This is a genomic window from Pedobacter psychrodurus (assembly GCF_032678585.1).
Taxonomy (GTDB): Bacteria; Bacteroidota; Bacteroidia; order Sphingobacteriales; family Sphingobacteriaceae; genus Pedobacter; species Pedobacter psychrodurus_A.
In genome coordinates, this window is the sequence record NZ_JAVTSN010000006.1 from 101,616 (window position 1) to 128,519 (window position 26,904).

The following is a 26,904-nucleotide window of genomic DNA, read 5'->3' on the forward strand; positions in this document are numbered from 1 at the left end:
AGCGTTTACATGGCATAATCTCTTTTGAATTGCTCGGGTGTTAAACCTGAATATTTTTTAAAAAACTTGGTGAAATAGGAATTATCATTAAAGTTTAGTTCGTTTGCGATTTGGGAAATATTTACTTCTCCACTCACTAACAGACGTTTGGCTTCAAGTAAAATCCGCTCCCGGATCACCTCTCCTGCCTGTGCCCCAATAAGTTCCTTGCAAATTGCATTTAAGTGATTTGGTGTTATAAACAGCATTTCTGCATAATCTTTGGGCATCCGTTTCACGAGATAATTTTCTTCTACCAGCTTTTGAAAATTACGCAACACCACCATATTGTGCGTTTGGAACTGTGGTAACTGCGTAACTGCCATATGTTGCTCTACCAACATGAGCAGCGAAAGTAACAGCACTTTTTGAAAATCGATATTTTTATTTTGTACCGTATTAACCTGGCTATACAGTTGTTTACAAATGATCTCTACATCTGCCCTAACTTCACGGGGTATTGCTTTAACATTTGAATTATCGGTACCTGAAAAAAAGGGGAAACTTTCCAGATAATCTGGTTTTAGCAAAAATGATTGGAAAAAATCCTTTTCAAAATTAACAATATAGCCATCTACATCATCGTTAAAATCCCAGGTGTGCACCTGTCCGGGCGACATAAAATAAATCTGCCATGGGGTTACCTCATATTTATTGAAATCGATAGAATGCCTGCCAGCCCCAGAAGTAAAAACCACAAAATGATAAAACGTATGCCGATGTGGAAAAACGAGATTTTTGTGTGTATCCAAATAATGATTTAACCGATCAACTAAAATATCACCCCGTTCGTTATCGGTTATGGTACAAGAATCTAGAATAGGTATAACTTCTTTCATTCGCAAATTTAAGTATTGCGAATCTAATCAATTTAAGAAAGCTCCTCAAATAGAAATTATTTTCCGTTTGTATTGTCGCCAATTCTTGAAGGATCATAGTGTAACCCGGGAGAAAGCCAATACAACAATACCATTCTGGAGTACCTGTAATTAAAGGGCGAAAGCAAGGCTACGCCAGTGAAGATCACAAATACGAAATACCATAGGTTTTCATAAACAATATCAAGGCCTAGAACATAAGCGGCTACACTGATCGAAATAATTTCTGCAACATTCATGGCATAACTTACAAACATGGCCACATAAAAGTATCCGGGTTCGCGTTCAAATTTTAAGGCACACACTTTACACACTTCGTTCATCTTTTGAATTTTCAATCCATAAACAGCCCCGGTAAAAACCGATCCCATCCTACATCTCGGGCATTTAGAATGCACAAAACCACTCCATTGAGATACAGTATGTTTTTCATGACTTAATTTCAAATCTGAAAATTGATTGTTAGTGCTGTTTTCCATAATAAAATTCCTTTACCAAAGGTAAAAACAAGGCGCAGATTAATTATTGTATCAATCAACTTATTAATGGTATTATTTAGGGCTAATCAAATATGAATGAACGTTCGCCAATACGATTATTTGTAATTTTTGATCAGTAAAGCAAGTTTACTTAAATACCGATCGATCTTTGTGTTCCAAATAGGACAATAATTGATTCTGATGTAATTATCGTACTTCCCTGAAGTAGAAAACACCTGTCCTGGAAAAATCCCAATGCCTTCTTTTAAAGCACGCCTGGTGAGTTCCAGTCCGTCTATTTTAGCTGGTAGTTCAATCCATAAGCTAAATCCACCTTTTGGATTGGAGATATTAATTTCGGCAGGGAAATATTTATAAATGGATTGGAGATAGCGCAATAAATTTTTCTGAATGGCACTTTTCATTTTCTTCAAATGCACATGATACTGACCGATTTGCAAAAACCTACCTATTGCATCTTGTAAAATACCATTTGTAAAAAAATTGGCCGTGTATTTTAAACGTTTCACTTCTTCATGAAAAAGCCCTCCCGAAACCCAGCCAATCCTGAAACCAGAGCCAAGCGTTTTAGAGAAAGACGTACAGTAAAGCACCTGGTTTTCTTTATCATAAGCTTTTGCGGGCAAGGGCCGTGGATGTTCAAATGTTAAATCGCCCAATGCATCATCCTCAATTAAAGGGATTTTATATTTACCTAAGATTTCCAATAGCCTGATGATATTCTCTTTTGGCATCGAACCTCCAATCGGCACACCACAAACCGTAGTGATTACACATGCCGTTACTTTATGTGCTGAAACCGCTATTTCCAATTGTTCCAGATCTATACCATGCGCTGGCGTTACAGGTACTTCGAGCGCAAGTAATTTTCTGCTTTCCAAACTTTGAAGAATACCATATGGGGCTGGCGATTCAACAATAATGATATCTCCGGGCCTGGCAACAGCATCCAAACAAAGATTAATGGCTTCAATGCAACCATTTGTGACCAAAATATCGTCCATAGCAAGCGTCGCATCCCAATCAAAAGTTCTTCTAACAATCTGTTCTACCAGTCTGGGATGCCCTTCTATCAATGGATATTGAAAACTTTGACCGTTAATATCCTTAAGAGCCTCCCGGATACATTTACTCATAGCAGAAATGGGCAATTGTTCATTTACCGGAGCCACAATAGAAAAGTTGACCAATCCGAACGTACTTATATTCCGCTGCATGTTCCCTATCAAGTTATTTAAACTTACCTGATAGGGTAAGGGAATGTATTTTTCTGCTGATTTTGTCGCTAAAATACCATGCAATGTACTACTTACAAAAAAGCCGGATCTCGCACGCGAAATGATGAGTCCTTTATTTTCCAAAATGGTGTAGGCATGGAATACGGTAGTTGCACTTACCTGTAATTCCCTGCATATCTTGCGTACAGAAGGGAGCCGATCGCCAGCCTTTAAGCTTAAACTGGTTACAATTGCTTCAATTTTCCTGGCAATTTCTTCATACCTAAAAATACCCTGTCCTTGTTTCATTCTATCAAGCTTAGCTTCCCTATTGTTTTTTTAGACAAACAAATTTGATGTTAAAAAATCAAATAATGATTGGCTCAATTTCCCTAATATTTAACAATAATTCCTATAAAGCTAAAGGCTTGCAGATAAAATACGATGAATAAGACAACTTTTTGGTTGATCCAATTTAAACAGAAGCATTTCGGTGGTCAATTTCCATTATATCTTACCAGGAAGTTCCCATTTCTTTTACTTTTTCATCATCCCACATCCATATCAGCATAAACAAAGATATTATGGGCAGAAAGAGGGAAATCCAGAACCAGATCCAAAAACTTTTGCCAATCCGCAAAGCAAGCATTCCTGCTGCCAACTGAAAGCAACTCACTATAGAATATATAGCGAAAATAAAAGCAATTTCTAACATGATATTTCTGTTTGTATGTAATTTTTAGGATTATTTTGCGGGATAATCTTAACCCGCATGATGCTCAAGGCTCTCTTGCAGCATGGGGTGATTTTTGGGCGCAAGTGCCTTAAATTTGCTTAAGGTATTTAAGGTTAAATAAATAAAAAGCCCTGCAAAACCCAGGAAAGTACTCACTTCAATCAAGCCAATTTCCGAATACCAATGCTCGCTTTGTGCGCCACTGGTTCCGGGTATAATCATGACCCAGTAATCCAGCCAATGGCCAACAACAAGGATAATACAGGTAATTTTTAAAATCTTGATTTTTCTTTTGGCATCGCGCGACATCAGCACAAACACAGGAACAATAAAATTGATTACCATATTTAGCCAAAACCAGCTATTAAACTGTGGCTCCAGTCTTTTATAAAAATAGACCGATTCTTCAGGAATGTTGGAATAATAAATAAGGAGAAACTGTTCAAACCATAGATAAGCCCAAAATATTGAGAAACCGAATATCTGGATACCTAAGGTATGCAAATGACTTTCATTTACCCATTTTAAATAGCCTGTTTCATACAGATAAATAATCGTTAAGGTAATTGCAACCATACCGGTTACAAAAAATCCGATAAAATTATACCATCCAAAAAGGGTAGAAAACCAGTGCGCCTCTAACGACATTACTGTATCGAACGCAAACAATGGAATGGTAAAGCCAACAACAACCAAAAATATGCAGGCCAGCTTAAAACTTTTCCTATGGTTAGTTAAACCACCTACCTGATCTTCATTTGCAGAGTATTTCACAAATAACCAACCCATAAAACTATAGGCAGTCAAGTAAGAAAATAACCTGATAAAAAAGAAAGGGATATTGAGAAATGTAGATTTTCCCGCAATTATGGCATCATAATGCACATTACCAGGGGTTGTAACACCATGGGCCGACCAAACTTTGTACAGGTAAGGCAAAACCGCTTCTTTTCCTTCTTCATTCAGGCTGGTATGCGTAAAAAAAATCCCTGCGCTAATTACGGCAAGTAATATAACGGCCACTATGGGCAGCATTTTGGCAAAAACATGTGGTACCCGTACAATAGATGCCGACCAGCCTGCTTGCGCAACATATTGCATGGCACAAAAACATACTGCAAAAATGCATATGCCGGCAAAATAATAGGCCATAAGCAATAAGTTCGCGAAGGTACGCTCGCCACCGCCTGATGCAAAACCATATAGGATACCCATTATGCCAACAGCTACCATTGCCATACTCCAGGCCTTTACCTTTCCTTTAAATACATACTGCTGGTCAAAATTAGGGGGTGTTATCATTTGTAAATTGTGTTAAATTAATAATAGATCTTTATTTTCTGGCTTATCAAGAAGCGATCATGTCTTTTATCGAAGGGCTTAATTCAACCGCTTCCGAATATTTTAAAAGGTTACTGACATTTTCGTCGGAGGTAACATGATTTGATTTAATGACCACAAGGAAGCGATGATCGCGTGATTTTATCTTGAATAATTTTGGGGCTTTTGCCGGAAACAGCTGCATGGCCAATACGAAAGTAACCAGCATAACAACCAAATTTAACATCAGTCCCATAAGGCTTTCGCTATCCAAACTGAAGGTAATGCCATGTTGCAAGATGTAATACAAGAAGGTGCTAAGCGCCGCGCCCCCCAAACAACCAAACTTTAAAATGGCCAGCCCCGTTTTAATTTCCTTTATTTTCAATTTTTGATCCAGTCCACGGATATTTTTTGGAGAATAAACCTCATTAATGGAAATTTTATATTGTTGCAGCACATCAATACCATGCAGTAAATCATGCTCACTTTCAAAATGCATGAGGATGGATTTATTTTTTCGCATATCAGGATATTTATGGATCAATGTTTTTTTAATGAGACCACAAAATTATCTTATAAGATATAGCGAAAACAGATGCAGATTTTAACTAAAAAAGCATATCAGATGCTAAAGTTTTACTATCTCTGATCCCATGTCAAAAAAGATCGTGTTAATCACAAAGAAGTATTGGCTTTTTTATTGCGATCAATGATGTCCTCTCTACAACAGGATGTCAGCTGATTATAGCAGAACGGTATTTCCCTAAATAAAACAGGCAATCTGTATGGAGATTGCCTGTTTTTATAATGCTTATATTTCGTTTAAACCGCCAGATTTTCGGTTATTCCAGACTGAAGCAGCTTTAAGCGGCTGGCTATTCCGAGTGCTTTAAAAGTTTGGCTAAGCACATCACCCCCCTGGGTATAATGCGACCATCCTTCGTAATGCAAGGGAATTATCGTTGCATCCGGAAAAACAGCTGAGGTATCAATAGCATCATTTGTACCCATCGTTACGTTAAACGGGCCTCTGGGTTGGGCTCCTCCTGCAAATATAAACACATAACTGGGTTTAAATCTTTTGGCTACTTCAGCCACGCCCTGATAATATACCGTATCGCCGGTAATGTAAATTTCGAAATTTTTACTTCCTGTTACGCTGAGTACGAAACCCGTTACCGGACCCGAAATTTCTTCGATTCCCGCAGGACCATGACGTGCAGGGGTGCCTGTTATCGTTATTTTATCTCCATTGGGTGCATCTACAGATACACTTCCCCAGGTTTCTAAACCGGTAACATTCTTGCCCATTCTTTGCGCACCCGCTACGGTGGTGAAAACCTGTTTCATACCCTTGGCGAATTCCCGACCGCCCATATCAAAATTATCGTAATGCTGATCATGACTGAGCAAGACAAAATCAATCGTTCCAATATCAAAATTTTCAGGTTCTTTTGTTTTGCTTACCGTGAGGTCTTTTCCCAAAGGATATACTGTTCCTGAAGGATCGAAAGTAGGATCAGTGATAAACCTTAAACCTGATATTTCTATAATTGCTGTAGGCCCATTAAGATAGGTGACCTTCAGTGCTGCTGTATGTTCCATATTTATATTTATAATCTACGTTCATCTTCTTGTATTGGAAGATCGTTGATGCTTGCAAATCTTTTTTGCATCAGGCCATTTTCATCAAATTCCCAATTTTCGTTCCCATAAGCACGGTACCATTGTGCGTTAACATCGCAGTATTCGTATTCAAACCTCACGGCAATTCGGTTATCGGTAAAAGCCCAAAGCTCTTTTTTGAGTTTATACTGTAACTCTTTTTCCCATTTTCCTGAAAGAAATTCAACAACGGCTTCCCTCCCATTGATAAACGCGGATCTGTTTCGCCACTCCGTATTTTCGGTATAAGCAAGCGAAACCTTAACGGGATCCTGGCTGTTCCAGGCATCTTCTGCCAATTGTACTTTCTCTATTGCGGTTTCGCGGGTAAATGGTGGTAAAGGGAATTTCTTTTCCATGTCTTTTTGTTTTCAACTTTTACCTAAAATTACTCAACGTTTGATGAAATAAAATTTATTTTAAAATTTACAGCAAAAAGTACCACAACGAAGTTGAATAATACCATTAAGGCCTTAAAAGCTATAGTTAACTCGTTTTTTTCAAAGAAAAGATCATGCGGAATACACATCCGGTTTGTCACCAGCACGACATTTATAAAACAACTATAATGGTTATTGAGGTGAAGAAGGGATGGTAAAAAGAAATTAAGCACATCTTGGGTAAAGACTCCTTGCTTGAGACTTAAAACAGCTTTATATTTGGAAACAGATCGTATTACAACCATGGTTTTTAAAAATAACTCAAATGAGTTTCTATGTGTGACTGAACTGAACAAGGAAAACCAAAACAGCGTTTTTAATGTTCGGGAAACAGATATGACCTTTATTTGGAATACTGGTGAGAAGCTAAATATTACAGTTGACAAAGTTCCGTACCACCTTTTGAGAAATGAAATCATCTTTCTGACCGAATTTCATAAAATTGATGCTATTGATGTTGATACGGCAAGAATGGTGCGCTTTAATCAATCATTTTTTTGCATTATTAACCATGATAATGAGGTGGGAAGTAAAGGGCTCTTGTTTTTTGGGGCAACTGGCGTACCTGTTGTTACAGTGGATGAACAGATTGTTAGGGATTTTGAAATCTCATGGGACATTTTCATGAGAGAAATGGGACAGGATGATATTCTTCAAAAAGACATGTTACAATCCATGCTTAAACGGATGCTGATCCTATCCGTACGAATTTTAAGAAAATCGACCAATTTAAACAAGTTGGAAAACAGTCAGGCCGATATTATCAGAGAATTTAATTACCTCGTAGAAGGCCACTTTTCCAAACACCACGACGTTGCTTTTTACGCTTCGAAGCTGAATAAATCGCCTAAAACCCTTTCTAATTTATTCTCTATTGTTTCTCAGCGTGCGCCATTAAACATTATCCACGATAGGATTATGGCCCATGCACGGTTACAGATCAATTACACCAACCTTTCGATTAAAGAAATTGCTTATGAGTTGGGCTATGAAGATATCCAAACCTTTAGCAGGTTTTTTAAAAATAAAGAAGGCATATCTCCGGTGCAATACCGCGAAAAAAATGCCATGCTTCAAAATTAAACTTCCCTTCCCCTCTTTTAAAGTTCTCTTCAGGGGCATTGCCATGCTCTTTTTTTTCCATTTCCCAGCGCATTCGATCCTTTTTTAAACATAAAGGAAAAAATGCCAACTCTTCGGGAAAAGCTGCCTATCAGCAGCCTTGTTTTTCGGTGCAAATTTGTACTAACAATATGAAAATATTGCAGAACAATTTAATAAATAAAATTATGGCACGCTTAAAAGCAATTGATCCGGAAGAAGCTACCGGAAAAACCAAAGAACTATTCGAATCTGTTAAAGGTAAAATGGGAATGGTTCCGAATATGATGAGAACAATGGGAAATTCTCCCGCGGCATTAAATGGATATTTAGCATTTAGTGCTGCCTTAAACAGCGCTACAATTGGCGGTAAACTCGGAGAGTTAATTTCTTTAACCGTTGCAAACGAAAATGGCTGTAACTATTGTAATGCTGCGCACAGCTATGTGAGCAACAAAATCGGATTAGATGCTGATGCAATCAGTAACGCTAGAAAAGGAACTTCAACAGACCCAAAAATCAATGCAGCACTGGTATTTGCAAAAGACATTCTGAACTCAAGGGGTCACGTTAGCGATGAGTCTATCGAACAAATCAAAAATGCAGGCTACAATGAAGCCGAAATTATCGAAATCGTAGCCAAGGTTTCGCTGAGTATTTATACCAATTACATCAATGTTGTTGCGGCTACCGACATCGATTTTCCAAAAATTACACCAATTCACTAACCATCATGAAAACAACTTATCATACCAGAAAAATCCAGGGAGTGGATATTTTCTACAGGGAAGCCGGCGATAAAAACAAACCAACATTGGTGTTATTACATGGCTATCCAACTTCATCCCACATGTACAGGAACCTGATTAACGATCTTTCAGACAAATACCATTTAATTGCTCCAGATTACCCTGGTTACGGCCGAAGTGAACAACCTCCAATTGCCAAATTCGATTATACCTTTGATAATTTCGCCAAAATTGTGACCGCACTCTTAGGAGAACTGCATATCAATAAATACAGTCTTTACCTAATGGATTATGGCGCACCGGTTGGCTTCAGAATAGCCAGTGCCAGCCCTGAAAAAGTAGATGCGTTAATCATTCAGAACGGTTGTGCCTACGAGGAAGGACTTGAAACTTTCTGGGATCCGATTAAAGCTTACTGGAAAGACATTAATAACAAAGAAGCTGAAACATCCCTTCGCGGATTTCACGACGAAAATGGCCTTAAATGGCAATACACCCATAGCGTACCTGATGTAAGCGTGATTTCGCCAGATAATTGGGAAATCGACCTCCGCCACCTGGACAGACCTGAAAACGGCGCTATTCAACTTGCGCTGTTCTATGATTACCAAAGCAATGTGCCACTCTATCCGTCATGGCAGGAATATTTCAGAAAATACCAGCCTGAAACCTTGATTGTATATGGTAAAAACGATTATATATTTCCTGGATCAGGTGCCGAAGCATTTAAAAAAGATCTTAAAAACCTCGAATTCCATCTTTTCGAAACCGGGCACTTCGCATTGGAAAGTCACGGAACGGAAATCGCAGTATTAATAAGCGATTTCCTGGCCAGAAAAGTAGTAAAGTAACAGAAATTATAATGCTGCAGGCGAAATGGATTAGCCTGCAGTTTTAATTAATAAAATGAATTAAAAAAATCAGAAAATGAAAAATATAGCAATTAATGGCCTGGGCAGAATAGGAAGAGCAGCACTAAAAGTGATTTTAGAAACTAAAGATCTTCGGCCAGTTGGCATAAACGATTTAATGAGCATCGAAAACGCAGTGTACCTGTTAAAACATGATAGTATTTATGGAACCTATGAAAAAGAAGTCAGCCATAAAGACAATGTTATTTACATTAATGATCAAGCGATCAGATATACTTCCCTTAAAGAAATAAATGATTTGCCCTGGAAAGAATTGAATGTGGATGTGCTTATAGAAAGCACGGGAGTATTTACAAATAAGGCAGATGCAGAAAAACACATCGCTGCCGGCGCAAGGTTTGTGGTTATTTCGGGACCAACCAAAGATACGCCAACGGTGGTACATGGCGTAAATACAGAGGATGGCAAAGTAAATATCTTCTCTTGCGCCAGTTGTACAACCAATAACATCAGTCCAATTATAGAGATTATTGGGCGAAGGATAGGAATCAAAAAGGCCATATTAAATACTACCCATGCCTATACCGCATCACAAACACTGGTTGATGCCCCCTCTAAAAAAGAGCCAAGGATGGGCAGAGCAGCAGGAATGAACCTTGCCCCTGCTGCAACTGGCGCAGCCATTGCCACCACCAAGGCATTACCACAATATTTAGGTAAATTTGATGGAGTAGCCATCCGTGTGCCCGTGCCAATAGGTTCAATTTCTGATATTACCTTTATTTCCGAACGGCCAACTACTATAGATGAAATCAATAGCATTTTAACCGAAGAAGCCGCTACTGAAAGATATCAAAACGTAATCAGTACAAGCAACGAGCCTTTAGTTTCGACCGATATTATAAAAAGCCCTTTTGCGGCGATTGTAGATCTGGAAATGACGCGGGTAGTAGATGGCGACCTGGTTAAAGTAATGGCCTGGTATGATAATGAATGGGGATTTACCAATCAAATGATCAGGCAAATCCAGTCTCTTTAATTAATGAACTAAACCCAACGAAGATGAACTATTCGGAACTGGCATTTACAGGTGCCATTAAAAAACTGCAGGAAAGATTGGGCAGCAGGCTCAGTTATGAAAGAATGGAGAAAATGAGCTACGTTGATGGCCTAACGGATTCAGAAGCAGAGTTTATTGCGCATCTCGATAGTTTTTACATCGCATCCTTTGGCGAAAACGGGTATCCTTATATCCAGCACCGTGGCGGACCGAAAGGTTTTATCAAAGTGATCGATAAGGCCACCATTGGGATTGTCGATTTTATTGGCAACCGTCAATATATTTCCACTGGTAATATCTCTAAAAACCCAAAAGTTTCGCTCATTTTACTCTCCTATCCACTTCGGGCAAGGTTAAAAATTTATGCAGAGGCAGAGATCGTCGAAATTGATGAAAATCATAAGCTGTACGATCTTCTTAAACCCGAAGATTATAAGTTTAAACCCGAAAGGATGATGGTTTTTCATATCAAGGCATACGATTGGAATTGTCCGCAGCACATTAGCCCTAAATACAGCGTAGCTGAAATACAAGAGTTATTTGAACCTCAAAAACAATACATTACAACCTTAGAATTGGAAATTAAGGCCTTAAAGGAAAAACTCAGCAAACAATAATACGGTGCATCAACATTATCTTTTAGAAAAAAAAGGGGCAAACATTCATCATGTTCGCCCTCTTTCTGTTTAAAGTCATCACAAGTTAAACAGACCTATTTACAGTGAATGGATAGACGATCAATTCATGTGCAACAAAAATAATACAATTACTTTAACTTTGCGTCAGAATGCAAAAGAATAATGTGGATTAACAGCGAAAACAAAAGATCTCTGACCTTCCTATTAAAAAACCTCTTCGTAATTAATTTCTGCCACGCAACGGTAATATTTATTCCAGCCAGGCAGCAAATAAATACCAATCGGTATATTCGTAGCATGAATACTACTCTTTATAAATCAACCCGACATTTCGCCCCGAGTGAAAAAAAGCGAATGATATGGAAAAGATTTTAGAATATGAAAAGACGGGTTTAACATTGGATAGCATGCAACATTTTTTTTTGATGAAATAAAGGCATAAAAAATTTTAAATTAAAAAATACCGATTGGTATAAAAATAAGAACAAACAAAACGATGAATGGATTAAAACGAATCATGTTGTTGATTACGGTAATTGCAGCGGCGATCATGGAGCTTATTGATACCTCTATTGTAAACGTGGCCCTAAACTATATGAGTGGAAACCTTGGCGCAACACTCGAAGATACCTCCTGGGTGATTACCTCCTATGCCATTGCCAACGTAATTATTATCCCAATGACCAGTTTTCTGACGACCAATTTGGGGAGGCGGAACTATTATATCGGATCCATCATTCTCTTCACTTTTTGTTCTTTTATGTGTGGAAATGCCACAAACATCTGGGAACTAGTGGGTTTCAGGTTTTTTCAGGGATTGGGTGGCGGGGCGTTGCTTTCGGTTTCGGCGGTAGTGGTTTACGAGCTTTTCCCAAAAGAAAAACAGGCCACTGCAGCAGCTTTGTTCGGCATAGGAATTTTTATAGGCCCTACAATCGGACCTACCCTTGGCGGTTTTATTACCGAAAATTTCTCCTGGCCCTGGATTTTTTACATCAACATTCCTTTGGGTATTGCAGCCGCTGTGTCGTGTTATTTTTTATTGATGGAACCCATCATAAGTACAGGAAAACGAAAAATCGACTGGCTTGGCATTGCACTTTTGGCCATTGGCGTGGGCGCCCTACAAACCGTACTCGAGCGTGGCGAAACCGACGATTGGTTTGATGCAGGTTATATTATATTTTTAACGGTTTTAGCCGTAGTAAGTCTCACCAGTTTTATTTTATGGGAATTAAAGGTGGATAATCCGGTTGTCAATCTGCGGATTTTGAAAAGCCGATCACTCAGTGTAGCGGCCATTCTTACCTTTATTACCGGCATCGGGATGTACACTTCTATATATCTTACTCCTGTGGTTGCCCAGCGTATCCTTGGTTTTACGCCCACACAAACAGGCTTGATGTTGTTACCGGGCTCGATATTAGCCGTTCTGGCACTTGTTGCTTCGGGTAAATTGCTTCAAAAGGGTGTTTCGCCAGCCCTTATTATCTTCTTCGGCTTTTTATCTTTTATCTACTTCAACTATTCCATGTTTGGCATAAATCTCGATTCGAGCGCTGCATCCATTACCGGAAATTTAATTTTCAGGGCCCTGGGTATGGCGCTGTTAACCGTTCCACTGGGCACACTTGCCGTTTCTTCTCTCGAAGCTAAGGATATTCCCCAGGGTACAGCTTTTAATAATATGATGCGTCAGCTTGGTGGATCATTCGGGATATCGATCATCAATACCTACATTGCCAGACGGGTAGCTGCACACCGAACCGACCTGATATCGAATATCAATCCCTATAATGAGGCCGCTGTGAGCCGTATCAATGCTTATACCAATGCGTTTCACCAGAAAGGACACACCTGGAATGATTCGAAACAACAGGCCATGATGTTAATGGAAAAAGTAGTGGTTAAACAATCATCCTTTGCAAGTTATCTCGATGGCTATTTCTTAATCGGACTTTTTTTCGTGATCGTCATTCCGTTATTGATATTGGTAGCCAAAAGAGATAAAACAAAACCAGTTGTAGTGGCCGGAGGAGATCACTAAATATTAACAGCCAGCTTTGCATCAGATTTCTTGCAAAAAAGATTGTGCATAGCCCCGGGCGTAGCGGCATCCCCGAAGCGCAGCGAGGGATACAGCGAAGCACAGGAACAAACCCAAATAGTTGCACAGTCATTGCGCTCCTATAAAAATGATAAACTTATATATATATAATGCCTTGTTTTGTAAAGCAGGTTCATTGCTTTTCTGTTGCAGCAGCCCTTCTTTCCGCTCTTATCTTTTTGTGACAGTAAGTAAATGATGATCGGCCCTGCAACAAAAAGGATAACCGCTACAATAAGGTTTAGGGAACAAAAGATACTGCAGGAGAAAATTAACTAGCGACTTTGCATCGGATTCCTTGCAGAAAGGTCGTGCTTAGCCCTGGGCGCAGCGGCATCCCCAAAGCGCAGCGAGGGATACAGCGAAGCACGGGAACAAACCCAAATAGCTGTACAGGTCCTGCGCTCCAAAAAAGGATAAACTTAAAATGTATTATGTCTTTTTTGTAAAGCAGGTGTAGCGCTCTTCGGTTGCGGCAGCCCTTCTTTCCGCTATTATCTTTTTGCGATCGTAAGTATATGATGATCGGCCCTGCAGCAAAAAGGATAACCGCTACAATAAGGTTTAGGGAACAAAAGATACTGCAGGAGAAAATTAACTAGCGACTTTGCATCGGATTCCCTGCAGAAAGGTCGTGCTTAGCCCCGGGTGCAGCTTCATCCCCAAAGCGCAGCGAGGGATACAGCGAAGCACGGGAACAAACCCAAATAGCTGTACAGGTCCTGCGCTCCAAAAATAATAGATTTAAAATTATTCTCATGCCCCTATTCTCCAGTTATAATGAACCGATTTTGGCCGATTTATAAAACCCGTTGGTCGAGAATTAAGCGCTGTTGGTATAAAGCACGAATAAGCGCTGCAACGTTTTGCCCCTGCCTGCGTCTCATTATCAAAACAATCACAAAAACATTATATAAAAATATAAACAACAGCATTATGAAAACCTCAATCAAAACCCTAGCAACATCAGTATTCGCAGTTATCGTTTTAACTTCGTCAATCTTCGCTTCCAATGTAGTGGCAAATGAAAAACAACCTGTTAAAATCACTGCACCAAGCGGTATCTCTAAAGTAATCGTAAGTGGAAATGTAGAAGTGACACTGATCCAGAACGGAACAGAAGGTGTAAGTTATAACGACGACAATACCGGTAAAGTAAAAGTGATGCAAGATGGTTCTGGCTTAAAAATCAGTTCGGAAGATAAAGCCTTGGCTAAAATTACCGTTTACGTAAAAAACATATACCGTATACAGGCATCAGATGATGCGGTGGTAAAAACAGAAGGCAAACTGGATGTCAAATACCTTCAGGTATTTTTAACAGAAAACGCCGTTGCTAAAATCAACTCAAATACAGAAAGTTTATATACTGTAATTGAAGATCATTCTGACCTGAAATTAAGCGGTTCTACAGAAAACCACAGCCTGGTAATGGGTAAAACACAAAAATTAGATTTAGATCGGTTTTCAGCCTTGAAAACTGAGCTGAACACTCCAGAAGCTACCGTGCAAACAGCTTCATTGGCTAAATAAGCCAGTATAATATGCACCAAAAGGCGGTAAAGCAATTTTACCGCCTTTTTTCTTTATACACAGTTTCGATATTTTATAGTGCCTCATGCTCTCCATAATGCTCAAACAGAAGATTTAAAATATTACCAAGCACAGGGTTATGATCGTCGGCCCGCCAATTGATAAATATATCGGATTTAAAAGGCAAAGAAATAAACCGTAAACCAGGACTTTCGTGATGCAGATAAGAATCGGGTAAAATGGCGATCCCAAGTCCTCTTCTTACCAGTGCAATAATGGTTGATCCGAATTCGGAGTGCAGAAATGCATCGGGAACAAAACCATACGACCTAAACAACGAATGGATAATGTCGCTATAACTGCTCCCCTCATCCTTGGTTGGTAAAATGAACTTTTCCTTTTTAAGGCTTTCAGCCGATAAATCACCGAATACTTTTAAATCGTGTTCTTCCGGAACCACCAAAGCCAAATGATCTGAGTGTAACTTTCTGGATTTTATGCCTGCTTCACTGTTAATGGCCAGGTCGATCTTATAATTCTTAAGAAAATCGAGCTGATTTTCGTATAAAACCTGCACCAGTTTAATCTGGAGCTGTGGAAATACCTCACTGATCTTTACCAGAATATCGGGCATAATGGAAGCCGATATCGAATCGGGATGAGCAATGGTGATGGCACCACGTTCGCCTAAATGGATCTGCTTGGCAAACTGGTGAATATATTCGAGCTCACTCAGCTCGACTTCCCATTTCTCCTTTAAAAACTGACCGGCGGGTGTGAGTTTTACATTTCTTTTATTGCGGTCGAACAGTTGCAGACCCAGCTCATTTTCCAGCGACTGAATCTGGCGGCTTAGTGCAGACTGGGAAATGTTTACCTTTTCTGCTGTTTTCCAATAATGAAGCTGCTCCGACAGGGCCAAAAAATACTTAATCCGCTGTAAATCCATTAATGCAATTTATGCATTAATAAATGAATAAATAGCATTTTAATACATTTAATAAGTGATTACATTCGTGCCATGGAAAATATCGCAATCGAAAGGGCAACACTTCAGGATGTACTCAAACTTCAGGATATCGGAAGAACAACATTCGGACAAACCTTTGCTGAACTCAATAGTGTAGAAAACATGCAAAAATACCTTCAGGAGAGCTTTTCGATAGCTAAGTTGACTGAAGAACTGAGTAATCAATATTCAGAAATTTATTTTGCCATCCTTGATGCAAATGTGATCGGTTATCTAAAAATTAACCTGAACCAGGCCCAAACCGAAAAACTGGATCTGGATGCGCTGGAAATTGAACGGATTTATGTTAAAAAAGAATTCCATGGTCAGAAAGTGGGTCAGTTACTTTATCAAAAAGCCATCGAAATTGCGCATAAAATACAGGCCAGTTATGTTTGGCTGGGCGTATGGGAAGAAAACCAGAGGGCCATCAAATTTTATACAAAAAACGGTTTTGAGCCGTTTAGCAAACATAAATTCTGGCTGGGTGACGATGAGCAAACAGACCTGTTGATGAAAAAAGTATTGGTAGCGCCTAACGAATCAGAAGTATCATAATGGAAAAAAGAAATACTTTTCTTCTGCTCCTTATACTAGGCACTGCTTTCTGGGGCATTTCCTTTTCGGTAACCAAACTCGCCATCGGCCAAAATCAATCTGCGTTATTTCTGTTCTATCGCTTTCTGTTGGCCACAATGGTTTTATCGGTTGTTTTCTGGAAATATGTAAAAACACTGAATATAAACTCAATTAAAACTGGTGCGGCTCTGGCTGTTCCTTTAATGCTTGGTATTTACTTACAAACATTGGGCATTACACATACCTCGGCCTCACAATGTTCGTTTGTAGCCGGTATTACGGTAGTGATGATTCCTGTTTTTAAGTTGATCATTTACAAAAAGGCGGCGCCATTGAAAATATGGCTGGCTACAGTTGTTGCGTTGATTGGTTTATCGGTAATCTCGATTAAAGAAAACTTTAACATTGGTATCGGCGACCTTTACACCATTACCGGTGCATTTTTCTTTGCAGTATATTTAATCCAGATTGAAAGAGAATCAAAAACCCGGAATATTATCCCAACCATTGTTCCCATGTTTGCAACTTGTGCCCTATTGACATTTTTATTAACCCTGAGCCAGGAAAACATCATTTGGGTTCCTCAGGGAAATATTTTCTGGATGGGTATCCTCTATTGCGCCATATTCTCCACAGCTTATATGTACACCATATCCAATATATCGCAAAAATACATCAGCGCGGAAAGGGTGTCTATTATCTACCTTTTCGAACCGGTTTTTGGAGCATTCGCCGCACATTTTATATTGGGTGAACACATTTCCTCGCGACTTTTGATTGGTGGAGGTTTGATTTTTATGGCGACTGTTGTTTCCGAAATTAAACTAAAATGGCGGGTTGCAAATGTTACTTAGGATCTGGTTATCCATTTATCGGGAACAAAACAATCTTCAGCATTAAAAATTGTTATGCTGAGCCTGTCGAAGGAATGCCAAATTTAAACGATCTGAATTTATCATACGCTTAACCCAGATTATATCCGTTGTAAAAATGAAGAAAAATCCATTTCTTCAAACTGTTGTCCGCCATATTCTCCTTCAATCGCGTAATCATATTCGAGTTCGAAGGAAACAATCTTAATATCAACAGGATCGTAAACAATAGGGAAAAACGGACCACCAGGTTCATCGTGCAATTCAAAATCACCCTGTAAAACCCCACACGATTTGCAGGTATTTGCCCAATAGGAAGATTGAATGGCTTTTGAAAAAGTATATTTAAACTGTGGCTGCACTTTCTTGAAATACTCCATCGCAGCAAGATCAGCACTTTGAACATAACTGAACAAGGTAGGGTCTTCACCTTTTACCCATATTACAGCTTCATTATCGGGATCGTCTTCATCCACCTGTTCCAGATGGTAATAATTTGTGGCTGCCGGAGCTACAACAGGCGTATTTTGTCCACATTTCCAACAGTTTCTATTGGCGAAGGCCAGTAAATAAGGTTTCCGGATAATACAATCTAAACGCCCGGCCGGGATACATTTGGCAAAACGGTTTACATCAGTAAGATGATCGGGAATAACCCATTTTTTGATTTCGTTAAGCCAATAGGCGCCGAGGGATTTGGCCTCGTCTTTATCGGCAAAAGGAACGTTGAGAATATAAGGCATTTTAGATTAGGCTTGCTAAGCAAAAATAATCAAAATCTGCATATTCCTAAATCAAGGAGAATGTTATACTAAAAATTGTGATCGGTGCTGTACTCCGAAAACCGCCGATCACAATTTAATTTATTATTGTTATTTCATTAATGTCAAACTTGCCTTTAATTCCTTCACTTTGGCATCCGTACTGTTTTCGGCACTGAATATAGTATTTGCACTAATTTCTTTTCCATAAAACGCTTTATTTGCTGCTGCATCAACATCCAAAGAAGCACCATTTAAAGAAAGTCCTGCGAACAGACCTTTACTGCGTGAGTAAGAATAAACTTCGGCATCCAGCTTATAATCGGTATTGGCAGAAGAACTCCGGCCCACCGGACCCGCCGCTACCGATAGATCGCCACCAAGCGTAAAACTACTTTTTTTGATATCGGTTAAACTCGTGCTGTGTTTAAAAACCAATACCAGCTCTACGGATTGAACACCGATCTGCAGACCAAAACTTCCTCCAGTAATGGTTACAAATACCGGGTTACTCCAGCTACCGTCGGCTTTTTTGATCATGGCGATTCCCCTGCCTCTTTTTCCGCCAACAACGAAACCGGCATTGATCAGTTTGGGCACAACAATAATTCCCTGAGTAACAGCCAACAGTTCAGCTGGGATCGATTCTTTCATTTTGCCAAAATCAGAAAGCGCTACTGTAGCCGTTTCTATTCTTTTCGCTTCCTTATCCTGTGCAAATGCGCCAGAAGTGATTAATAATGCAAGGCATATACATGCCGTAATTTTTAATTTGATTGTTTTAATAAAGTTCATATTTTGGGTTTATAAAGTTGCCAGGGGTACTTAAACCGCCGCAACATTCTATAAACGGATAGATGTGAAAGATGATACAGGGCAACGTTTTTTTGATATTCGGATGATTAATTTTTACCTTACATGGCTTAAATAGCATAACGACCGGTAGAACCTTGGGGCAAATCCAGGTAGATTGAACTTTACTTTTTATCTTCGTTAACCTAACGAGTAATCAAGATCCACAAACTTAAAACCTTCTAAAGGGACTAAACATTTATTTAGGTAATTTTAAAAGAAAAAATATGAAAGCGCTGATCATCGGAGCCACGGGTGCTACCGGAAAAGACCTTGTGAATGTATTGTTGCAGGATAACACCTATACAGAGGTTGTCATATTTGTACGCCGTACTACTCAAATCACCCATCCCAAACTGGAAGAAATTCTGACTGATTTTGATGATCTGGAAAAAGTATCCGCACAGATTAATGGCGATGTATTGTTTATATGCCTTGGCACCACACTAAAAGCAGCTGGATCAAAAGATAAACAGCGGCATATCGATTATGCCATACCACTTAAATTTGCAGAGATTGCCAAAAGAAACCATATGACCAGGGTAGTTTTATTATCTGCTTATGGTGCCTCTTCCACCAGCAAAGTATTTTATTCTAAATTAAAGGGTGAGCTGGAAGAGGATATTTCAAAATTGGCCCTGGATCAGTACATCATTTTCAGACCAGGATTATTATTGCGAAAAGACTCTGATCGGCTGGGTGAAAAGATATCGGCTGGTGTGTTAAAATTCCTGAACGCTTTAGGTTTGATCAAAAAATTCAAGCCCCTCCCCACTTCCTTGCTGGCCGAAAAACTGGCCAAAGCCCCAAACAGTCTTTCAAATGGGAAACACATTGTAGAATTAGATGATATTTTCAGATTTTAAGAGAAAAATTATCGATTAAACCATTTCTCTAAACAATTACATTGGAAATTTTATTTCCCAGCCATAACCAAATTACTCCATAAAACCGACAAACCTGATCTGTTGATCAAACTGATCAAGAAAAAAATTACTGAGGCAACTCCTTAGTCGTTTCTCACGTATTGCCACAAAGGAAAAACCATAGTTTTTTTATTAAACCCTATTAATACTATTACAATTTTCCAATGGACATATAATTTGCTTAATTTTGTTTATACAAAGTCTAAATAACAACAATGATCAACGTAGTAATTGCAGATAACCAGATCCTTACCCAAGAAGGCCTGGTATCTATTTTATCTACAGTTGACGATATCGTTAATGCCGGCAAGGCATCAAACATTACCACACTGCTGAAACTGGTAAAAGACCTTAAGCCTGATGTAATCCTGATGGACAACGATTTTAGCGATGGCACTCTTGTTTATCCTCATTTGGAAGACTCTCGGGTTCTTTTACTCTCCAACAAAGAAAGCAGAGACCATATTCTAGAACTCATCAATAAAGGCGCGAGGAATTTGGTATTCAAAAGATGCAGTCGCGATGAAATTATTCAGGCCATCTATGCAACAGCCAAAGGAGAGCGTTTTTATTGTGAACAAACTTTACAAACCATACGTGGCCGGGATGCTGTTAATCCTTTTCATGGCATAGAACCCAATCTTTCTTACCGGGAGGTGGAAATTGTACAGCTTATAGCCGATGGGATGACCAATAAGGACATTGCCGCTAAGCTATTTTTGAGTGTACACACCATAAAAACACACCGCAAAAACATCATCAAAAAGTTGGGTTTTACCTTCAAACATGCCTCCGAACTGATCCTGATTTTAAGTTACCTAAACGATATCTTTATTTAGATCAATTATAAATATACCCCCGAGGGGGTATTGATTGCCTGTGCTGTCCGTTCTAATTTTGAGCCATAAAATTAAACTAATCAGCAACGATATGAAAAAGTCCTTTACGGCAATCATCCTTTCTTCAGCGGTACTCCTGTTTATGGCGGGCTGCAAAAAATCAGATTCACCTATACCAGAAGAACCTACACCTGTTTATACCGTACCTACTACCTATAATTTTGCCAATGCCAATTTTGCTGATGCCACTACCCGTCTGGGCATGGTTACCGAAATATCGAACCTGATGAAAAATGCCCTGACAGGTACTTTTGACGGTGCAAAGGCAAAAGCAATGTTGACCAATACCAATGCACCATTTGCCACAGCTGCATATAATACCTCAGGATTACAGCTTAACGATCAGTTTGCCGCAGCTTATAAAATAGATGTACTGAGCGCGATCGATTCGCTAAGTAAAGTAAATGCAGTAGCTTCTACCCCTGCAAGCAGAGGTGTAGCTGGTGTAGCAGCAAGTTCGGCGAATGCCGCATCGAAATATGCACTAACCAGTCTTGGCGTAAACTACGCGCAAGTATTTAACAAAGGTTTAATGGGCGGTTTGATTACTTATCAGATTGTAACCACAATGAACGCCGCTGCGAACCAAACTATCGACAATACCACCATTGTAAACGGTTCAACTGCCTTGGAACATGCTTGGGATCTGGCCTTTGGTTACTGGGGCGTACCTATCGATTTCCCGACCAATAAAGTTGGCGCTAAACTTTGGGGCAGCTACAGCACACAGGTTGATGATGGTTTTAAGGCCAATAAAATCCTGATGGACGCTTTCTTAAAAGGAAGGGCAGCCATCAGCGCTAAAGATAAACCAACAATTGTGGCACAGGCCAATATTATCCTCACTACGATGGAAAGACTAACTGGAGCCGCTGCTTTACAGGAAGTAAAAGAGGCAAAAGAGTCAATAAACGACAATATTCTTAGAAACAGCCGTGTATCTGAACTATATGGTTTTGTGAACTCGATTAAATACAATCCAAAAAGGATTACTACCGATGCACAGATTACAACTCTGCTGGCCCTGTTCCCAAAAAGTTTTTATGATCTGACGCTAACCGATGTGAATACCATAAGGGATGCTGTTGCCAAACAATACAATTTTGAGGATGTAAAAGATATCCTATAAACAAAAGATTAATCATTCAATCATAAATTAACCACCCATGCTATTAAAGCAGGGGTGGTTTTAATGTTAAATATTATGCGCAAAATTATCTATCTGGCCGTTATAGCCCTATCGGCATTTATATTGGTTCAATCCTGCAAAAAATCAGCAAGCAGCGATGATAACGGAACGGGCGACAAAGGTTCTTCCTTCGACCGTAAGGCTATGCTAACCAACATGAGTACCAACATGATTATCCCAGCGTATACGGCCTACCTGGCTTCCGCAGTAAGCCTGGATGCTGCAGTAACTGCCTTTAATGGGGCACCAGACCTGGCTAAATTGACCACATTACAAAATGCTTTCAAGGCCGCATATAAACAATGGCAATCTACTTCCATATACGAATTTGGGCCAGCGGGTGATGTAGGTCTTCGCGTAAACACAAACACCTACCCTACCGATGTGAACCAAATTAACGCCAATGTGAACTCAGGCATATACAATCCGCTTTTACTGGCTAACCTATCGGCAAAAGGTCTGCCTGCCCTTGATTACCTGTTGTTTGGCACAGGTACAGACAATGCGGCAATACTTGTTCAATATACCAGCGATAGCAAGGCAACCAACAGGAAAACTTATCTGGCCAGCCTGGCTACCGAAATGAAAACCAATGCATCAACAGTATTGAATGCCTGGAATGGCACTTATAAAAACACTTTCATCAATGCAACGGGCACTGATGTGGGTAGTTCTACCGGACAGTTGATTAACCAGATTGTTTATGATTACGAAACACTGAAAAATTATCAGGTTGGTGTTCCGGCCGGAGTACAGTCGATGGGCAATACCTTTCCGCAGAAAGTTGAGGCTTACTATTCAAAAATATCGGCACAACTCGTGCTATTGCACTTACAGGCCTTACAAAATGTTTACCTCGGTAAAGATGGCAGTGGTTTCGACGACTACCTGATACAGGCCAATGCCAAATACAATGGCGGTTCTTTGAACGATGCCATAAAAAATCAGTTTACGGTAGCCATTGCTAAAGTTCAGACCTTAACCGATCCATTATCCACACAGATAACCAATACGCCGGCAGCGGTAACAGCGGTGTATACCGAACTGCAAAAATTAACGGTTTTGCTTAAAACGGATATGACCTCATCGCTGGGCATATTAATCACCTATGGCGACAACGACGGAGACTAATCAAAAATGCGCAGTACGGTAGTGGAGCGACTATACTCCATGTTGGATAAAAAAACACATATTGCTCCCCTGGCTGTATTACGTATAGCGTTTGGGAGCATTATGCTGGTGAGCACCATCCGTTTTTTATTAAAGGGATGGGTATATGCTTTTTATATTAAACCTGGGTTTCACTTTACCTTCTACGGTTTTGATTGGATAAAACCATTAGGAGCCTTCGGTATGTATGCTTTGTTTGCCTTATTAATTGTAGCTGCTGTATTGATTATTTTAGGCCTTTTTTACCGGATTGCCAGTATAGCTTTTTTTACAGGTTTTACCTATGTAGAGCTTATTGATAAAACAACCTACCTCAACCATTACTACTTTATTAGTGTGATGGCCTTTTTAATGCTATGGGTACCAGCGCACCGGTATTTTTCTTTAGATGTTGCACGCAAACCTGAATTGCAGATTAGTCAGGTACCGATTTGGACTACTGGCATATTTAAACTCCAGCTTGTACTCGTTTATTTTTTTGCTGGCATTTCTAAACTTACTTACGATTGGCTCATTGCAGCCATCCCACTTAAAATATGGCTGCCCGCCAACAGTCAGTTGCCCATTATTGGGGTTTTGTTAACACACCAATGGGTAGCCTACTTTTTTAGCTGGGCAGGGATGTTGTTCGATCTGTTGATCGGTTTCTTTTTATTGAGCCGCAAAACACGGAAGCCAGCCTACATTTTGGTGATCATTTTTCACCTCGCAACTGGACTGTTTTTTAAGATCGGCATGTTTCCTTATATCATGATCTGCGTTACCGTGATCTTTTTTTCTTCTGAAACCCATATCAGGATAATCAATTTTTTAAGAAAGGTTCTTTTCAGATCAGACAATAAAACATTAAAAACAAACGCGATTTATCAATTGGCGCCCAATAGATTGAAACTGGTATTTGCGGTATTGATGATACATTTTTCCATCCAGCTATTGCTCCCACTCCGATATCTATTGTATCCCGGCAAGCTGTACTGGACAGAAGAAGGATACCGTTTTTCGTGGCGGGTAATGCTCATGGAAAAAGGCGGCACAGCATTCTTTCATGTAAAAGATCCTATTACAGGTAAGCAGACTGAAATTATCAATTCGACCTACCTTACCGGTTTTCAGGAAAGGCAGATGGCTACACAGCCCGACATGATTTTACAGTTCGCACATTTTCTCGCGCATGAGTACCAGCAAAAAGGCATTAAAAATCCGGTAGTAACTGCCGATAGTTATGTAACACTTAATGGCAGCGGCAGTAGATTATATATCGACAGCAAGGTTAATCTCGCCAAAGAACAAGAAAATTTTGCCCATAAAAAATGGATACTTCCATTTAAACAAACAGAATGAAAAAAACTTTTATACTGATCACCACAATCCTGATTATAAGCAGTCTGAAACTGGCCGCACAAAGTTTCACCTTAAGCGGAAGTGTTAAAACTGGAACCAGCAAAGCGATTGCAGGAGCGTCAGTCGTGTTAAAAAACACAAGCTACCGCGTGGCTTGCGATGCAGAAGGCAACTACCATTTAACTAACGTCCCTGCTGGAAATTATAACATCGAAGTTTCATCCGTTGGCTTTAAACAGATCACCCGTACCATAAAGGTCAACTCCGATATCGTTGTGGATTTTGTGATGGAAGAAGCCATAGAGCAGATCAGGGATGTAGATGTAAAAGCGGCTAAAGAAAAAACTTTTGGTATTACCCGTTTAAGTGCTGTTGAAGGTACAACCATAAACGCCGGAAAAAAAAGTGAGGTGATTGTACTTGATGATGTTACCGGAAACAAAGCGACCAATAATACGCGGCAGATTTATTCAAAAATAGCCGGATTGAACATTTGGGAAAATGATGTTTCGGGAATCCAGCTTGGTATAGGCGGCCGTGGATTAAATCCGAACCGTGTAACCAACTTTAATACCCGCCAAAACGGTTATGATATCAGTGCTGATGCACTGGGTTATCCCGAAAGTTATTATTCACCCCCATCAGAATTAACAGACAGAATTGAAATATTAAGGGGAGCCTCATCGTTACAATATGGCACCCAGTTTGGCGGAATGATCAACTTTAAACTTAATGAAGGTCCTACTGACAAGGCAATCGAAGTTACTTCACGCGAAACAGCAGGATCATGGGGATTTTTCAATACCACCAACAGCATTGGCGGTACCATTAAAAAGGTTCAATATTATACTTTTTTTCAGCATAAACAGGGTGATGGCTGGCGGCCAAACTCTCAGTTTAACGTAAATACAGCATACGCAGGTCTTACCTACAAAGCTACGGATAGGCTTTCTCTAACATTTCAGTACACCTATATGGATTATCTGGCCCAACAACCAGGGGGCCTTACCGATGCTGGTTTTAAATCAGATCCACGCCAATCGATACGGGAGCGAAATTGGTTTAAAGTGAACTGGAATCTCGGGGCTTTTATCCTGGATTATAAACTGAATGATCATTTAAAACTCAATTCGCGCTTTTTTGGCCTTTCTGCCTCACGGGATGCGCTTGGCAATCTGGATTATATCAGCAGGGCCGATCCGAATGATGACAGAAATTTATTTAAAGACAAATACGGCAACTATGGCAATGAAACGCGTTTACTTTATTCGTATAAACTAAAAGGCAACCCGCAAAACCTGTTGCTGGGTCTAAGGTATTATCACGGCCATACCGATCGCGAACAGGGTTTGGGCAATAATGCTAAAACGGGTTCTAGATCAGATTTTGATTATAATCCTGCTGATAATGATTACTATTCGAAATATGATTTCCCCAATAACAACCTCTCCTTATTTGCAGAGAATATTTTTAGGATCACCCCAAGGTTTAGCATTATCCCCGGAATCAGGTTTGAAAACATTGTAACGAAAGCCGATGGTTTTTACACCCAGGTTAATAAGGATTTTGCAGGAAACATTATCTACAAAAAACTCACCAACGAAAGCAAAAACAATGGCAGGAGTTTCGTTATCGGGGGTATTGGCCTGAGTTATTTCAAAAGCGAAGCCATGCAGTTTTATGGCAACATATCACAGAACTATAGGGCCATTAATTTTAACGACATCCGTTCGATCAACAAAAACATCCAGGTCGACCCTAACCTGCAAGATGAAAAAGGTTATTCAGCAGATCTGGGTATGCGGGGTAATGTATCGGGCGTATTTAATTATGACGTGAGTGTATTTGCCATTAATTATGATAACAGGATTGGCACGGTTGATACTGTAGATGCCAACTTTAACGATTATCGTTACCGCACCAACATCTCTAAATCGCGCAATATCGGACTGGAATCTTTTGCAGAATTGGAGATACTTCATTTTATCGCTCCTCAGCACAACAACACTAAACTGTCGGTTTTTGTTAACCTTGCACTAATCGATGCACGCTACATCGACAGTAAAGTATCTGCCTATAACAACCGCAAGGTTGAACTGGCGCCCGATGTTATATTTAAAACCGGACTTAGCTATCAATATAAAAAGTTATCGGCAAGTTACCAGCTGGCCTATACCAGTGAGCAGTTTACCGATGCCACCAACGCCACTTTTACCAGTAACGCCATTAATGGATTAATCCCAGCTTATACCGTGATGGATCTTTCAGCAGCTTATCAGTTTAACAAAACTTTTAGTCTGCAAGGTTCCGTAAACAACCTCGCCGATGAGCGTTATTTTACCAGGCGGGCGGATAGTTATCCCGGGCCAGGCATTGTACCCTCTGACGCCAGGGCATTTTATATTACGTTACAGGTAAAGTTATAAAAACAAAAAGCAGGATTGAACA

At 39.7% G+C, this 26,904-nt stretch carries 26 protein-coding genes; 15 read left to right on the forward strand and 11 right to left on the reverse strand.

Annotated features, from left to right (window positions below):
* Positions 1–5 precede the first annotated feature (5 nt).
* From R2S57_RS05780 to R2S57_RS05815, 8 genes are all read right to left on the reverse strand, one after another.
* A complete protein-coding gene (locus R2S57_RS05780; protein WP_316844117.1) occupies positions 6–878 on the reverse strand; it encodes a helix-turn-helix transcriptional regulator in 873 nt (290 codons plus the stop codon).
* Between the two features lie 56 nt (positions 879–934).
* Positions 935–1,396 (reverse strand): DUF983 domain-containing protein, encoded by a 462-nt coding sequence (locus tag R2S57_RS05785; protein ID WP_316844118.1) that lies wholly within the window; start codon positions 1,394–1,396, stop codon positions 935–937.
* Between the two features lie 116 nt (positions 1,397–1,512).
* Positions 1,513–2,943 (reverse strand): PLP-dependent aminotransferase family protein, encoded by a 1,431-nt coding sequence (locus tag R2S57_RS05790; RefSeq protein WP_316844119.1) that lies wholly within the window; start codon positions 2,941–2,943, stop codon positions 1,513–1,515.
* 205 nt (positions 2,944–3,148) lie between these two features.
* A complete protein-coding gene (locus tag R2S57_RS05795; RefSeq protein ID WP_316844120.1) occupies positions 3,149–3,349 on the reverse strand; it encodes a hypothetical protein in 201 nt (66 codons plus the stop codon).
* Positions 3,350–3,397: 48 nt separating this feature from the next.
* Positions 3,398–4,672, reverse strand: coding sequence for a quinol:cytochrome C oxidoreductase (locus R2S57_RS05800; RefSeq protein ID WP_316844121.1), 1,275 nt, complete (start codon positions 4,670–4,672; stop codon positions 3,398–3,400).
* Between the two features lie 46 nt (positions 4,673–4,718).
* Positions 4,719–5,216 carry a quinol:electron acceptor oxidoreductase subunit ActD gene (locus tag R2S57_RS05805; protein WP_316844122.1) on the reverse strand — a complete coding sequence of 166 codons (498 nt, stop codon included), beginning with the start codon at positions 5,214–5,216 and terminating at the stop codon, positions 4,719–4,721.
* A 299-nt stretch (positions 5,217–5,515) separates the two neighbouring features.
* Entirely contained in the window at positions 5,516–6,298 is a 783-nt protein-coding gene (locus R2S57_RS05810; RefSeq protein WP_316844123.1) for an MBL fold metallo-hydrolase, read from the reverse strand.
* Positions 6,299–6,306: 8 nt separating this feature from the next.
* Positions 6,307–6,717 carry a nuclear transport factor 2 family protein gene (locus R2S57_RS05815; protein WP_316844124.1) on the reverse strand — a complete coding sequence of 137 codons (411 nt, stop codon included), beginning with the start codon at positions 6,715–6,717 and terminating at the stop codon, positions 6,307–6,309.
* Between the two features lie 300 nt (positions 6,718–7,017).
* Between R2S57_RS05815 and R2S57_RS05820 the strand changes: the two genes are divergently transcribed.
* The 7 genes from R2S57_RS05820 to R2S57_RS05850 all read left to right on the forward strand — a co-directional run bounded on the left by R2S57_RS05820 (position 7,018) and on the right by R2S57_RS05850 (position 14,858).
* Positions 7,018–7,881: an AraC family transcriptional regulator gene (locus R2S57_RS05820; protein ID WP_316844125.1), complete on the forward strand. Its 864-nt coding sequence runs from the start codon at positions 7,018–7,020 to the stop codon at positions 7,879–7,881.
* Between the two features lie 206 nt (positions 7,882–8,087).
* On the forward strand, positions 8,088–8,627 hold the full coding sequence (locus tag R2S57_RS05825; protein ID WP_316844126.1) for a carboxymuconolactone decarboxylase family protein: 540 nt from the start codon (positions 8,088–8,090) through the stop codon (positions 8,625–8,627).
* 5 nt (positions 8,628–8,632) lie between these two features.
* A complete protein-coding gene (locus R2S57_RS05830; protein ID WP_316844127.1) occupies positions 8,633–9,499 on the forward strand; it encodes an alpha/beta hydrolase in 867 nt (288 codons plus the stop codon).
* A 76-nt stretch (positions 9,500–9,575) separates the two neighbouring features.
* Complete coding sequence (locus R2S57_RS05835) at positions 9,576–10,559, forward strand: type I glyceraldehyde-3-phosphate dehydrogenase (RefSeq protein ID WP_316844128.1); 984 nt, start codon at positions 9,576–9,578, stop codon at positions 10,557–10,559.
* A 23-nt stretch (positions 10,560–10,582) separates the two neighbouring features.
* Positions 10,583–11,197 (forward strand): pyridoxamine 5'-phosphate oxidase family protein, encoded by a 615-nt coding sequence (locus tag R2S57_RS05840; RefSeq protein WP_316844129.1) that lies wholly within the window; start codon positions 10,583–10,585, stop codon positions 11,195–11,197.
* A 517-nt stretch (positions 11,198–11,714) separates the two neighbouring features.
* Positions 11,715–13,265, forward strand: coding sequence for a DHA2 family efflux MFS transporter permease subunit (locus tag R2S57_RS05845; RefSeq protein ID WP_316844130.1), 1,551 nt, complete (start codon positions 11,715–11,717; stop codon positions 13,263–13,265).
* Between the two features lie 996 nt (positions 13,266–14,261).
* Entirely contained in the window at positions 14,262–14,858 is a 597-nt protein-coding gene (locus tag R2S57_RS05850; RefSeq protein WP_316844131.1) for a GIN domain-containing protein, read from the forward strand.
* Between the two features lie 73 nt (positions 14,859–14,931).
* Here R2S57_RS05850 and R2S57_RS05855 read toward each other — a convergent pair whose 3' ends face one another.
* Entirely contained in the window at positions 14,932–15,807 is an 876-nt protein-coding gene (locus tag R2S57_RS05855) for a LysR substrate-binding domain-containing protein (RefSeq protein ID WP_316844132.1), read from the reverse strand.
* 72 nt (positions 15,808–15,879) lie between these two features.
* Between R2S57_RS05855 and R2S57_RS05860 the strand changes: the two genes are divergently transcribed.
* On the forward strand, positions 15,880–16,425 hold the full coding sequence (locus tag R2S57_RS05860) for a GNAT family N-acetyltransferase (protein WP_316844133.1): 546 nt from the start codon (positions 15,880–15,882) through the stop codon (positions 16,423–16,425).
* Positions 16,425–17,300 carry a DMT family transporter gene (locus R2S57_RS05865; RefSeq protein ID WP_316844134.1) on the forward strand — a complete coding sequence of 292 codons (876 nt, stop codon included), beginning with the start codon at positions 16,425–16,427 and terminating at the stop codon, positions 17,298–17,300. Before R2S57_RS05860 ends, R2S57_RS05865 begins: the two co-directional genes overlap by 1 nt.
* A gap of 119 nt (positions 17,301–17,419) precedes the next feature.
* Here R2S57_RS05865 and R2S57_RS05870 read toward each other — a convergent pair whose 3' ends face one another.
* Together R2S57_RS05870 and R2S57_RS05875 are read right to left on the reverse strand one after the other, a co-directional pair.
* Entirely contained in the window at positions 17,420–18,061 is a 642-nt protein-coding gene (locus R2S57_RS05870) for a DUF5710 domain-containing protein (protein WP_316844135.1), read from the reverse strand.
* Between the two features lie 129 nt (positions 18,062–18,190).
* On the reverse strand, positions 18,191–18,874 hold the full coding sequence (locus R2S57_RS05875) for a lipid-binding SYLF domain-containing protein (protein WP_316844136.1): 684 nt from the start codon (positions 18,872–18,874) through the stop codon (positions 18,191–18,193).
* A gap of 284 nt (positions 18,875–19,158) precedes the next feature.
* On the opposite strand from R2S57_RS05875, the gene R2S57_RS05880 reads away from it, so the two are divergent.
* From R2S57_RS05880 to R2S57_RS05905, 6 genes are all read left to right on the forward strand, one after another.
* Positions 19,159–19,797 (forward strand): NAD(P)H-binding protein, encoded by a 639-nt coding sequence (locus R2S57_RS05880; RefSeq protein WP_316844137.1) that lies wholly within the window; start codon positions 19,159–19,161, stop codon positions 19,795–19,797.
* Positions 19,798–20,072: 275 nt separating this feature from the next.
* Entirely contained in the window at positions 20,073–20,696 is a 624-nt protein-coding gene (locus R2S57_RS05885; protein WP_316844138.1) for a response regulator transcription factor, read from the forward strand.
* Positions 20,697–20,787: 91 nt separating this feature from the next.
* Positions 20,788–21,885 (forward strand): DUF4856 domain-containing protein, encoded by a 1,098-nt coding sequence (locus tag R2S57_RS05890; RefSeq protein WP_316844139.1) that lies wholly within the window; start codon positions 20,788–20,790, stop codon positions 21,883–21,885.
* A 75-nt stretch (positions 21,886–21,960) separates the two neighbouring features.
* Positions 21,961–23,076: an imelysin family protein gene (locus R2S57_RS05895; protein ID WP_316844140.1), complete on the forward strand. Its 1,116-nt coding sequence runs from the start codon at positions 21,961–21,963 to the stop codon at positions 23,074–23,076.
* A 6-nt stretch (positions 23,077–23,082) separates the two neighbouring features.
* On the forward strand, positions 23,083–24,456 hold the full coding sequence (locus R2S57_RS05900) for an HTTM domain-containing protein (RefSeq protein WP_316844141.1): 1,374 nt from the start codon (positions 23,083–23,085) through the stop codon (positions 24,454–24,456).
* The gene (locus R2S57_RS05905) at positions 24,453–26,882 is read left to right on the forward strand and encodes a TonB-dependent receptor (protein WP_316844142.1); all 2,430 of its coding nucleotides are present in this window, start codon (positions 24,453–24,455) and stop codon (positions 26,880–26,882) included. Before R2S57_RS05900 ends, R2S57_RS05905 begins: the two co-directional genes overlap by 4 nt.
* Positions 26,883–26,904 lie beyond the last annotated feature (22 nt).